This is a genomic window from Rhodococcus sp. IEGM 1330, from assembly GCF_033142445.1.
Taxonomy (GTDB): Bacteria; Actinomycetota; Actinomycetes; order Mycobacteriales; family Mycobacteriaceae; genus Rhodococcoides.
Map to the genome: position 1 here is coordinate 164399 of NZ_JAWLSB010000012.1, position 12626 is coordinate 177024.

At 64.5% G+C, this 12626-nt stretch carries 10 protein-coding genes; 7 read left to right on the forward strand and 3 right to left on the reverse strand.

What is annotated here, in order from left to right; all coding sequences use genetic code 11:
- Nucleotides 1–8: 8 nt before the first annotated feature.
- From R4P57_RS23800 to R4P57_RS23810, 3 genes are all read right to left on the reverse strand, one after another.
- On the reverse strand, nt 9–1790 hold the full coding sequence (locus tag R4P57_RS23800; RefSeq protein WP_317805319.1) for a bifunctional diguanylate cyclase/phosphodiesterase: 1782 nt from the start codon (nt 1788–1790) through the stop codon (nt 9–11).
- A 117-nt stretch (nt 1791–1907) separates the two neighbouring features.
- The gene (locus R4P57_RS23805) at nt 1908–4037 is read right to left on the reverse strand and encodes an Rv1355c family protein (RefSeq protein WP_317805320.1); all 2130 of its coding nucleotides are present in this window, start codon (nt 4035–4037) and stop codon (nt 1908–1910) included.
- Nucleotides 4034–4747 (reverse strand): hypothetical protein, encoded by a 714-nt coding sequence (locus tag R4P57_RS23810; RefSeq protein ID WP_317805321.1) that lies wholly within the window; start codon nt 4745–4747, stop codon nt 4034–4036. Before R4P57_RS23810 ends, R4P57_RS23805 begins: the two co-directional genes overlap by 4 nt.
- 140 nt (nt 4748–4887) lie before the next feature.
- On the opposite strand from R4P57_RS23810, the gene dcd reads away from it, so the two are divergent.
- The 7 genes from dcd (at nt 4888) to R4P57_RS23845 (ending at nt 12540) form a co-directional block, all read left to right on the forward strand.
- Entirely contained in the window at nt 4888–5466 is a 579-nt protein-coding gene (gene dcd / locus R4P57_RS23815; RefSeq protein ID WP_032396620.1) for a dCTP deaminase, read from the forward strand.
- Between the two features lie 169 nt (nt 5467–5635).
- On the forward strand, nt 5636–7153 hold the full coding sequence (locus R4P57_RS23820; RefSeq protein ID WP_317805322.1) for an Hsp70 family protein: 1518 nt from the start codon (nt 5636–5638) through the stop codon (nt 7151–7153).
- A gap of 55 nt (nt 7154–7208) precedes the next feature.
- Nucleotides 7209–8651 carry a CYTH and CHAD domain-containing protein gene (locus tag R4P57_RS23825; protein ID WP_317805323.1) on the forward strand — a complete coding sequence of 481 codons (1443 nt, stop codon included), beginning with the start codon at nt 7209–7211 and terminating at the stop codon, nt 8649–8651.
- Between the two features lie 80 nt (nt 8652–8731).
- Nucleotides 8732–9826, forward strand: a complete 1095-nt coding sequence (locus R4P57_RS23830) for a hypothetical protein (RefSeq protein ID WP_317805324.1) — start codon at nt 8732–8734, stop codon at nt 9824–9826.
- A 151-nt stretch (nt 9827–9977) separates the two neighbouring features.
- Complete coding sequence (locus R4P57_RS23835; RefSeq protein WP_317805325.1) at nt 9978–10265, forward strand: ANTAR domain-containing protein; 288 nt, start codon at nt 9978–9980, stop codon at nt 10263–10265.
- Between the two features lie 140 nt (nt 10266–10405).
- Nucleotides 10406–11374, forward strand: coding sequence for an Hsp70 family protein (locus R4P57_RS23840; RefSeq protein ID WP_317805326.1), 969 nt, complete (start codon nt 10406–10408; stop codon nt 11372–11374).
- A gap of 50 nt (nt 11375–11424) precedes the next feature.
- Nucleotides 11425–12540, forward strand: a complete 1116-nt coding sequence (locus tag R4P57_RS23845; RefSeq protein ID WP_317805327.1) for a fused (3R)-hydroxyacyl-ACP dehydratase subunits HadA/HadB — start codon at nt 11425–11427, stop codon at nt 12538–12540.
- The last annotated feature ends 86 nt before the right edge of the window (nt 12541–12626 follow it).

Here is a 12626-nt window from a genome sequence, read left to right on the forward strand (position 1 = left end):
CAGGGCGTTCAGATGTCGATTCGCACGCCGTGCAGCAGGGTGAGGGCGTCGTGTGCTGCTACCGGCTCGGAGAACAGGTATCCCTGTGCGCGGGTGCAGCCGAGTGCGATCAGGGTGTTTCTGGCGCTCTGTGTTTCGACGCCTTCGGCGATGATGTTCAACCCGAATGCGTCGGCGAGTCCGATGATGGACTGGACGATGGCGAGGTCGCCGGTCTCTTTGTTGCCGAGCTCGGTGACGAAGGCGCGGTCGATCTTGAGTGTGTCGACGGGGAGTTCCTTGAGGTGCGACAGGGAGCTGTATCCGGTGCCGAAGTCGTCTATGGCCACGTGCACGCCGAGTTCGCGGAGTTCGCGCAGTGTCACGCGGGTGCGGGAAAGGTCCTGTACCACTGCCACTTCGGTGATCTCCAGGCAGAGGTCGGGCCCTGCTATCGAGAACTCCGTGAGTGCTCTGGCGACGGCACCGACGAATCCGTTGGTGACCAGTTGAACGGGGGATATGTTGACGCGCATCGCGATGTCGAGGTGGGGGATCTCGCGTTGCCAGTCGGCGAGGGTGCGGCAGGCGCGGTCGAGGACCCAGCGGCCGAGTTCACCGGCGAGGTTCGTCTCCTCGGCCACCGGGATGAATGCGGACGGGGGGAGCAGTCCGCGGGTGGGGTGTTGCCATCGGACCAGTGCTTCGACTGCGGTGATGCGTCCGGTGACGAGGTCCACCTCGGGCTGGAAGTGCAGGGTGAGTGAGTCGCCTGCAATGGCGTCGCGCAGATGGATCTCGACGTCGTTGCGGAGTTCGGCTTCGGCGTGCATCTCTTCGGTGAACAGGGCGATGTCGTGGCCGCCTGCGCGTTTGGCCACCAGGGCGGCCTGATCCGCTTGCCGCAGAAGCGACTCGGCGGTGTGCTTGCCCGGTTGGCCGAAGGCGATTCCGATGCTCGCGCTTCTGCTGATGCGTTCGACTCCGAGAGTGACGGGGGCGTTCATGGCATCGGCGATCATCTCGGCGTGGTGTGTCGCGACGCGGGCCGAGCACGGCCCGGCCAGTACCACCAGGAACTCGTCGCCGCCCAGGCGCGCGACGAGACCGGCCGACTTGCCGACGAAGCTCTGCAGTCGATCGGCGATGGTCTCGAGGTAGTGGTCTCCGGCGAGGTGGCCCAGAAAGTCGTTCAGTGCTTTGAGTCGATCGAGGTCGATGTGCATCACGGCGACGGGGCCGGGCATGGACGGGTCGAGCCGTTCGCGAAGGTGTTGTGCGAGAGCCGGCCGGTTCGGCAGTTTGGTCAGGTGGTCGTGGAGCGCCGAGAATCGAAGTTGCTCCTCGGCGATCACTCGCGCCTGTAGTTGAGAGAGCAGTGCCGCAATTGCTTTGAGCGCGTTGAGTTCTGCCTCGGACCAACTTCGGTCGCCGATCTTTATGAAGCCGAGGATTCCGGTGGTGCGTCCTGAGTGCAGCAGCGGCACGACGGCCATCGAGGTCGCGGTGAATCCCGACCCCTGCTCGACGCGTCGGCGGTAGTCCTCCTGTTCCGGATCCGGCCGAAACACTGCCGGTTCGGTCAGTGTTTCGGCCAGACGGAATACCGAGTCTGCGTCGTCGAAGTAGACCACTGCGAGTGGATCCGGATCGGGCACGCTCAATCGCGGTGGCCATTCCGCGCTGAGCCTGGTGGCCCTGGCCTCGAAATCGTTGTGCCGAAGGAAGCTGAAGTCGATGCCGAGGTAGTCCACGAGTTGCCGCAGCACGGAGTCGTAGGCCTCGCGCACCGTCGCCGCATCGACTCCCATGAGTTCGGTTGCGACGCCGGTGACGAGGACCTCGAGCGTCCGATTGTGCTCCAGGGCCCCACTCCCGCCTCTCGTAGACGCAGTGCAGGACTGTTCCCCCTGGTCTTCGCCGGAACTCTACCCCGATACAGACGCTGAAACAGGAAGTCTGCGACTATGTATCACGGTTTTCGGGGCGCAACTGAGCCGCAACACCAGTGCAACGGACTCGGTGTTTTCCATTTCAAGCAGGGCGCGGAACTCGAAACTCAACTGCTGCAGCGCTTCTGCGTGGTGCGTCGACAGTTGTCGGAATTCCTCCGTGGTACGCGCGTACAGGAACGCAGGGGAAACCGGTTGCACTGCCAATCCGCGCAAATGCGCAGTTACCCAAACGTTCTCCATTGCACATCCTCCTCTGATGTAATGTTCTGCGGTCGATCCGGGTACGACGACCACTGCAAGCGCCGAACTCGACAGCACTCGATCGCGCATATCGGTCCCCAGTGCAGTGCCGGCGTCCCAGGCATGTACGAGCTCCATGACGTCCGGCCGCTTGACGATCTCGAGCTTGGACAGGTCCGCCTCGTCGATCCCCAGCGTCGACACCTCGATTCCCCGATCGGGATCGAGATCTCCCGGCCAGCGCAACTCGGAGAACATGTCTCGGTGCAGGTGCGGTGTGAGATACCGGATTCGGTCGGCGGCGGCGAGGAGATTCGCGGCCGCCGCAATGGATTCTGGTGCCGTCAGCAGCACTGCCCGTCCACCTTCGGCTGCTGCCGCAGCGGCGATGTCGGCGGCGATGTCCGCGTCCAGGGGCGCGCCGGTGCCCATTTCCCGGTTGGTGCACCGCTCGAAAACGCCGTCGAGCAGGCGTCGATCGGTGATGGGTTGCGGGTCGCCCGCACTCAGTGTGATCTCGACTCCGTGCTCGCCGACATCGGTGCGGTCGAGCCTGCCCTGCGCGGTGGCCACCACGCGCGCGTTGAAGGCGGCCGCACCGACTGCCACGTAGCTGCCGCGGAAGGCGATGTCGAGGGTCGAGGTTCGTGAACGGTCGACCTCGATCCGCACGGTGCGTCCATCTCGGGTGAACGTCCACGGCTGGCTGTTCCCACCGGACGGCGCTCGGCGGGCAGCGTCGAGAACGAGCGCGTCGGGATCGACGGAGGTGCGGTGAGCGTCGACAGCGGTATCGACCGATGGCGGCTGCGCCCGACGCGTCGGGTTCGGGGCCGCGAGCGCGTCGAGATGGGTGTCGAGGTCGATGCGGATTCGTCCGGAGGGCAGGTCCGCTCCGGTGCCGAAGCGTCGAACGGCTGCGGCGATGGTGGCACCGCCGAGTTGAACGTCGCCGCCCAATTGCGGCCAGGTCTCGATCGTCTCGCTCACTTCCACCATCGACGCGGCCATCCGTGCCGACAGCAGCGAGGCGTCGAGCTGATCCAGCACTATCGGGATCTTGTCGCGGGTGCCCAGTCCTCGCAGGCTCGTCGAGTCGATCTCGCCGAGGACGCCGTGGAACACCGGGCGGTCGGGTTCGAGGTCGAAGCGTTCGACGTCGAGGAGTCCACGGTCGGAGGTCTCCATCAGTACCGGGATGCGTCGCGACCGGGCCGCCTCGCGGGCGCGGACCTTGACATCGAGGGAGTCGCATTCCTCGACGAGCAGGTCGAGTCCGTCGAAGAACTCGTCGATGGTGTTCTCTGTGATGCCGTCCTCGGCGATTTCGACGCGTAGATACGGGTCGATTTCGGCAATGCGTCGGGCTGCGACGACCGCTTTGTTGATGCCGAGATCGAGGATGGACGCCGGAATTCTATTGAGGTTGGAAAGTTCGATCTCGTCGAAATCCGCGAGGCGAAGCGTCCCACAGATTCCTTCGAGTGCGAGAGTGTGGGCAATGGCATGCCCGACGCTGAGTCCGATGATTCCTATCGTGAGATCTCCCAAGGAATTCTGTTCCGCAAGGGTTATTTTGTTTCTGTTTCTGTCCAGCCTCAGGTGTCGAAACGAGTTCGGTCCGAGTACGGCAACGACAGTTTTTCGCCAGGGAAAGAAAACCCACCTGTCGTTTTCGTCGAGAAGGCTCTGCTCAGGGCTGGGAAGCAGTGAGTGCAGGCCCGTTCTCTGCGTCTTCCGCTCGTCCAGAAATGTGAGGGTCGGATCGCGTCTGAGTTCGTCGAGTGCGTCGCGCTGTGTGGCGTCCGTCTCGTCGAATATCACAGGCTTCCAGTGGTGGCCGGGTGTGGTTCGATCGTTCATGATGCGACTGCTTCCGGGAGTGCGACGGCTGCGCGGCGGTGTGCGAGCAGGGTGACCGTGTTGTGCCGCATCCGGCGCCAGGTGGCCAGGTCGGCGTTGAATGCGAGTGTTGTTCTGTCCCACCAGAACACCTCTGTTCGATAGCGTTCGTCGGGATAGGGGATCGGCGCGATCTGGGTGGCGATGACCGCTCCGGTGTCGAGCCATGCGGCGCGGACGTGGGAGGCCGCGGTGGCCAGGGCATAGCGCGCGCCGAGAAGAGCCGTGCTGTAGGCGGGTGATTCCGCGATCATCGCGGTGACGGCGCGGCCGTGGGGTGCGTCCTGAGCGACCCACGCAGACTTGAGTTCGACGACTCCGTAGCCGATGCGTTCGTCGAGCATGGTGTGCACGTGGCGTAGCCCGTCGGGATATTCGGCGAATTCGATCAGTGCGTGCGATTGATCGACCGAGGAATACGGTCCTTGCACCCGCACGCCGCCGACTATTTGTCCGGTTCGGTCGATTGCGGCGAAGAACAGTGCCGTGCTGCCGCCGTCGCGAATGGTCGACATTTCGAGTGCGGTGGTCACACCGTGTCGCATGTAGCTTTCCTCTGCGCCGTCCAGGAATTGTTCCCACAACGCCGGATTTTCAGCGGGAGTGGTGGCCAGAACGAGGCATTGGGATCGGTGATCCCAGTACGAGGGGACGTCGAACGGAATTGTCATTTCACTCTTCCTGATAGGAGTTGCCCGAATGTGAATGGTTGTGCCGCTCGATTGTCCGGCTTTTCCTTTGCAGAGCTACGTGTCGTGATCGGGGCTCGGGTGTGTCGCGGGGGATCGCCCAGGACCAGTAGCCTGCAGAGGTGCTGCTCTCCGACCGTGACATCCGTGCCGAAGTGACCCTGGGAAACCTGGCGATCGAACCGTTCGACCCGTCGATGGTTCAGCCGTCGAGTGTCGATGTGCGGCTCGACAAGCTTTTCCGGGTGTTCAACAACACCCGCTATACCCACATCGACCCGTCGTTGCAGCAGGACGAGCTGACGACGCTGGTCGAACCTGCGGCCGGTGAGCCGTTCGTTCTTCATCCGGGTGAGTTCGTTCTCGGCTCCACGCTGGAATTGACGACGCTGCCGGACTACCTGGCCGGTCGGCTCGAGGGGAAGAGCTCGCTCGGTCGGCTGGGTCTGCTCACGCACTCGACCGCAGGTTTCATCGATCCGGGCTTCAGTGGCCACATCACGCTGGAGTTGTCCAACGTCGCAAACCTCCCGATCACGTTGTGGCCGGGCATGAAGATCGGGCAGCTGTGTCTCTTCCGGCTGTCGTCGCCGTCCGAGAATCCGTACGGCAGTGCTGCGGTGGGGTCGAAGTATCAGGGCCAGCGCGGGCCGACGCCTTCGAAGGCCTACCTGAACTTCGTTCGGTCGAGCGTCGAGTAAACGATCTTGCAGTTTGTTTCATTGTGCCAAAACGTGGTGAATGTCCGGTTGTGGCGGTACTCTGGTGATCTGACGTGGGTTGGGGCCTACCAGAGCGAGGTTTCTAGTGTCCGCGGTTCCCGATGTGTCCGTACTCGGCGCTTCATTGGGGTCGAGTGGTCTCCGCAGCGTGATCAGCGACAACGCTCGCCCCGGTGCTGTCCTGGAAGTGCACGAGCCCGTTGCATCCCGGCCCGCACCCAACGGGCTCGCTCCCGATCCGTGGGATGCTGTCATCACGTCGGTACACAATCTGGCGACCGAGTATGCGTCCGCGGACTTTCATCCGGTGCTCGCACTGCGCGAAAGCGACCCCAAGACGGCCTACGACCAGGACTTTTCCGACGGCGTTGTGCTCGTGTCCGAACTCGGTGCCCAGTTGGGTGCGCTGCGTGAGACGCGGGTGCTGGCAGGCGAGTGCTGCGTCGCTCTGTTCGACGTCGGCGCATCCGGTACCTCGGTCTCCGTCGTGGACATCGACAGCGGTGATGTCCTCGCGTCGCGTCGAACTGACGCACTCAGTGGTGACGGCTGCGATCGGATGCTGTGCGATCACCTCATCGCGACGTTCGGTGCGGCCGAGGCGCTGACGGTCGAGGCTCGTAGGCGGCTCGTTCACGATGTCCGCGACGGGAAACACGAATTGGCCCTGCTTCGCAGCGTGTCGATCATCGGACCGTTCGTCGGCGGACGTGCATCGCTGTGGCGTGGAAATCTCGACGAGCTCATCGGCGACGCCGTGCACCGAGCCGTCTCGATGGCCGTTGACGTGCTCGACGCGGTCGGCGCGCTGGGCGTTCACGTCGACGCCATCGTCGCCGTCGGCGGTGGTGCCAACATGCAGATAATTCGGCAGGGCCTGTTCGACGCGGTGTCGATGCCGGTCTATGTGCCCGAGCAGCCGGAACTGCTGGCGGCGCACGGCGCTGCTGGGATTGCTCGGACGTTGGGTCTGCGGCCCGCACCGGCATCGCCCGAGGTGCTCACCGATCGGTTCGCTGCCGTGGATGGGGATTCCGCAGATCTCGAGGTGGCTGCGGCCGCCCCGGTGGTCTCGAAGCGCCCGCGGCACAGCGACACCTCCTCCAAGCGGATGACCAGGGCCAACAAGACCCGGCACTTCGGTGGCGCGCTCGCTGCACTCGTCGCGGTGTGTGCAGCCGGCACCGTGGTCACTGCGGCGGCACGGACCAGCGGCGACGATCCAGCGCCGTCGGTGGACATGTCGCAGGACTCCTCGCAGACCGCTCGGTCGCAGTCCGTGGTGCCTGCCGCAGACGGGTCAGCGGCCGACCCCGCCGGGTCGTCGTTGCCGCTCGCGACCACGACGGCGCAGACCTCCTCTCCGGTCGACGCGCCGGCAACGTCGTCCTCGTCCGAAGCACCGACCACGACGGACGCGGAGAGCGCCACCGCCACTCGGCGCACCGTGGTCACGACCAGTGCCCCGTCCGACATCGAGGAGACGACGGCACCCGACAGGCCCACCCCCGATCGGTCGACCGCGGTGCCGACTACGGTCCCACCTGCCACCACGATTCGTCCGACCACAACGCGCCCCGCCACGACGACGCGTCCGACGACCACTACGCGGTCTACTCGGACATTCGATTTTCCGTTCCCGGACTTCGACTTTCCGCGACGCTGACCGGTCTGCGCTTTCCGACTCCACCGGCCCCGGTACTCGAGGCAGGATGAGCGGTATGGAGTCGATTCAGACCGAGCGCGAAGACAAGTTCGACGTCGACGCAGATTTCCAGTTGCCCACTCTCGCTTCACTGGTGCCCACCGGCGGCGCACTGGCGTCGAGCGAGACCGACCTGAGCAGTGAGTACTTCGATACTGCCGGCCACGACCTGTTGCGCCGCGGAATCACGGTTCGGCGTCGTACCGGTGATTCCGACAACGGCTGGCATGCGAAGGTCCCGGCGGAGAAGGCGCGGACGGAGATTCGGCTCCCTCTCGACACTGGTGCGCAGAATGCGGTGCCGGACGAGCTGAACGACGTGCTGCGCGGTGCGGTGATGGGCGCGCAGTTGTCCGCGGTCGCGACGTTGACGACGCGTCGAACGATTCACACCGTGTCCGACGCCGATGGGGCAGTGGTCGCGGAAATCGCCGACGACGGGGTCTCCGTCGTTCTGATCGGCGGCGCGACCGGTCCGCAGTGGCGGGAGGTCGAGGTGGAACTCGGACCCGCAGGCTCGGAGTCGTTTCTGAAGAAGGCGGGCAAGGTGCTACGCGCTGCCGGTGCTCGGCCGTCGGCGCATCCGTCGAAGTTGGATCGGGCGCTGTCGGTGGTGCGCCAGGTGCCTGCCGAACCCGGGGCGGCGCTGTTGGCGGACTATCTCGATGATCAGGCACAGGCGATCGTCGCCGGCGATGTCTACCTGCGTCGAGGGTTGGATCCGATCCATTCCACGCGGGTGGCGATTCGGCGATACCGCAGTACCCTCCGTGTGTTCGGAAGTCTGTTCGAGGACGAGCCCGCCGCACAACTCGAGGCCGAACTATCCTGGTATGCAAGCATTCTCGGCGAGGTTCGAGATCGTCAGGTACAGCGTGCTCGGTTCGCGGCGGCGTTGCGCGAGCTGCCGCCCGAATTGGTGCTCGGGCCGGTGGCGTCGCGGATCGAGAACGATCTGTTGGCCGAGCAGATTCGGTACCGCGAGGCGGCGATGACCGAACTCGACGGCAAGCGTTACCGCTCGCTGCTCACGACGCTGTCGGAGTGGTCGCGCGGGCTACCGATCGACGGCGAGGTCACCGACCGCGTGTTGGTCAAGCTTGCGCGCAAGGCAGGGAAGAAGGCGATCGATCGCACGAAGATCGCCGTGCGCGGCACCGACGACGAGGCGTTGCATCGCGCACGGAAGGCGTCGAAACGCGCGCGGTATGCAGCCGAGTTGGTTGCGCCGGTGGTGGACAAGAAGGCGTCGAAAGCGAACATCAAGCACTTCAAGACGATTCAGGAGGTGCTGGGAGAGCATCAGGACGCGGTGATCGCGACCGAAATTCTGCGGACTCTCGGCGCGCGGGCAGGGACGACGGCGGGGGAGAACGGATTCACCTTCGGCCTGCTCTTCGAGCGCGAGCGTCGTGCCGCCGAGATGGCCCGGGACGAGGCGAGCAAGTTGGAGTTCTGACGCCGAAACCGGTATATTTCCCCGATTCGAGGCTCGAAGGGTACTCTGAGTCGGAATCGAATTCGGGGGAGTCGACGATCATGGCCATTGCGCTCGGGGTGCACGTCGGTGACGACGAAATATCTGCGGCGCTGGTCGAGGCCGATCTACCCGAACTCGGCCCCGTTGCCGCTCGCACCGTCTCGATCTCCGCAGTTCCCGGCGGTATCGGTGACGCGGTCACCACGGTGCTCGGAATCATGCGGGTGCAGGCCGCACAGAACGACCTGCTGATCACCGGCTCTGCGGTGGTGTGCGACACCCTCCTCCAGTGCGACATCGTTCGTGCCGCCCTGCTCAACCATCAGGTCGGCGACGTCGAGGTGCTGGACGTCGGCGATCCGCGGGTGGATGCCGACTATTCACTGGACATCGCAGCGGCACTGATCGGCACCGCAGCCGCCCCCACCGCGTGGACGGGCGAGCCGGTGGCCGTCCCTGCGGGGACGGGTGACGAGGACCGGAGCGGTTCCGACAGCGATGTGGCCGGTACGCCACGCAGCGCGCGACTGGCGATGATCGGGTTGGGTGTCGCGGTTCTCGCCGCACTGAGCGGAGCCACGGTGTGGGCGCTTGCGGCGGCCGATCCGACACAGAATCCCGTGGTCGACACCGCAGATATCGCCGAGAAGCCGTCGAGCGGAGACGGCGAAGCCGCGTCGTCCTCGGTGGCGGTGGTCGCCGATTCGGCGGCCCCACCTCCTGGCCCGTCGGCTGTCCCGTCCGTCGAGGCCGGGTTGTTCGTGGCCCCCGTGTACGGGCCGGTGTCGGTCGGTACCTGGAGTGAAGCGCTCCCCGAGGGTGCGGTCGCCACTCCGTACGGCGAGGTGTCGTCGGGTGGCGACAACTCCGGTTCCGTCGGTTCGGGTGGCGGCAGACCCGGCGTGGTCACCGGCGGAGGCGGCAACGCAGGCAGTGGCGAATCGGACGGCGATGCGGGTGGCGGCAACTCGGGTGGCGGTGGTTCCGGCGGTGGTGATTCGGGTGGAGAGGAAACGCCGACCGTCGATCCTTCGCCCGAGCCGGAACCCGAACCCGAGGTGCCGTCCACGGACCCGTCCGAGCCGACCACCGAGGTTCCGGAGACCACTGAGCCCACCACCGATGCAGAACCGCCTGCGGATCCGGTCGAATAGCCTCCGATTCGTTGATTCCATTGTGAGCGAGCGGCTTTGATACTTGGACAAGTCCTTCGCGTGACGGGTATGTGAATTCGACTCCGACACCTGAACTTCTGCTCACGCGTCGCTACCATCGAGTGATCGACCAGTAGACGGTGAGTATCCGATGACCGAACATCCTGCAGCAGAACCGGTGACCCGCACGACCATCGACAGGGCAGTGGGTGTTCTCATCGCGCTGCGTGGCTGTAGTCCGGAGGAGGCGTTCGCCGAATTGGCGGCGCACAGCTTCCGTTTCGATGTCTCGCTCGTGCAGTCTGCCCGTTCCATCGTCGCGGCTGCGCGTGGGCTGGACTCGGCCAACGGTGTCGCCTGTGCGGCGATGACGTCGGCGCAGGAGGAATGGGGTCCACTGCTGGCGGACCGTCGAGATCCTTTCGATCACGTCGCCTGAGAACGGGCGGCACTCGTCCTCTTGCTTGTTATATCTCCCAAAACAAACCGAAAGTTCATTCAAATACCGAGATTGCTGTCCAGACGGCGGTTCGGCGGTTACTATCGGCAGGTCGGAGTAGCCAGTCGAGTCGAGGAATCATGAGAACTGTCCTTGGTGTTTCGGTGGGTTCCGCCACTGCCCGAGGAGTCGCAGTCGATGCGATCGACGAGTCGGTGCGGTCGGCGCACATCGTTCACTCGTTCGATCCTGACGACCACCTTCAGGTCGCCATCGACTTGCTCGACTCCATGTCGCGCGACCAGATGGTCGACAGAACCGACATCGTGTTGGCCGTGCCCGACGATCCCGGTGCTCGCGCGCGTACGTCTGCCTACTCCACGTACGAGGCCGATCGCCTGCTGGTCGCCTCCGAACTCGGTGCTCAGCTGCGGTATCTCCGGGGCACTGGCCAGCTCGAGGGCGCTCGTACCGTCGCGGTGTGTGACGTCGGGGCATCCGGCACCACGGTGTCCGTCGCGGACCCGGCCACCGGTACGGTCTTCAGTTCGGTGCGCACCACGCTGTTCGGAGGCAACAGCTGCGACGAACAAGTCGCCCGCTACTTGCTCTCCACGTACGGAGCGGACGAGTTGGCGTCCGATCACGCCCGAGCAGAATTGGCGGTGTCGGTACGCACGGCACGTGAGCAGCTTTCCAGGCTGCGGGTGGCGGAAGTTTCCGGACCCTTCATCGGTGGTCCGGTCAGGTTGTGGCGCAATACCTTCGACGATGTCCTCGAGCGCAGCATTCGTTCTTTGGAGGACTGGGTGGCCAGCGTCATCGTCGACGCGCCCTGTGCCGTGAACGCCATGGTGATGGTCGGTGGCTGCGCCAACATCCCGACGCTGCGGCGCCTGTTTCGTCGTGATCTGATGCTGCCGGTCGTCGCGCCGGCCAATCCGGAGTCCCTCACCGCGCACGGTGCGGCTCTGATGGCAGTCGACGCGGTCGCGTCGCGTCGACATCACCCGCGTGGTGCCGCGATCGCCAACGTTGCGCCGTCGCAACACGCCTCGATGGTGGGCATGGTGGGTTACCACGACTCACCGCGACACCGCTCGGCTTGAACCCACCGGCCTGGCCAACCAACGCCGTTGTTGGGTAGGTTGCTCGGGTAATGGTGAACAGTGGGGTACGAGATGGTGGGACAACAGTGGCAGAGCAGGTAGCGGAGTCCGGTACGGCAGCAACGGGCGGGGAAGCATTCGATCCGGCAGAACATGCTCGGAGCATGGTCGGTTATCACTACCGCACCGAGGACTACTACGAGGTGGGCCGCGAGAAGGTCCGTGAGTATGCCCGCGCAGTCCAGGACTTCCACCCCGCCCACTGGTACGGCGACGCCGCGGCCGCGCTGGGTCACAGCGCCCTTGTGGCACCCCTGACTTTCATGTCGCTGGTCGGCACCCTCGCGCAGAAGAAGCTTCTTCAGTCCATCGCCGAGGGCTACGACCTGAGCCAGATTCTGCAGACCGATCAGGTGTTGGTGTTCCAGAAGCCGATCCTTGCCGGCGACCAACTGACATGCGATGTCTCGCTCGACTCGTTCAAGACAGTCATGGGTCGCGACATGATGGTCACCAAGAATGTCGTGTCCAACCAGAAGAACGAACTGGTGCAGACCACGTACACCACGCTCCTCGTCGGTCGGTCCGGCGAGATCGATCCGGCCATCTCCGAGTCCGCGCAGAACTTGGTCATGTTCGGCGCGACGACGGACGTCAGCGGTGCCGATTCCGGCGAGAGCGACACACTGTCCACTCCGCAGGAACACGAACCTCTGATCATCGAGGAGTATCGGGGTCGGCCTACTCAGAAGTTCGACGACGTGAACGTCGGAGACGAACTACCTCCGCGCACGGTGCGCCTGACCCGCGGTGATCTGGTCAACTACGCAGGCGTTGCCGGCGACGCGAACCCGATTCACTGGAGCGAACAGTTCGCCAAGCTGATCGATCTCGAGAACGTGCTGGCCCACGGGATGCTCACCATGGGCGTCGGCGGCGGCTACATCACCGAGTGGCTCGGCGACCCGGGCGCTGTGAAGGACTACACCGTCCGCTTCACCACCCCTATCCCGGTGGACACCCACAAGGCTGCCGAAATCGTCTTCACCGGCAAGATCAAGTCCAAGGACGAGGCGACGCGTACTGCAGTGATCTCACTGGGCGCGACATTCGAGGGCAAGCGAATCTTCGGCCACCGCGCTACGGCAACAGTGCAATTGGGCTGAGTGCCTGCGGCAGTGGATGCTCCTATGAGTGTCAAGTGCTCTTTTCGAGGGGTTTTGCAGGCTTGAGGAGCCGGTAGATTTCGCGG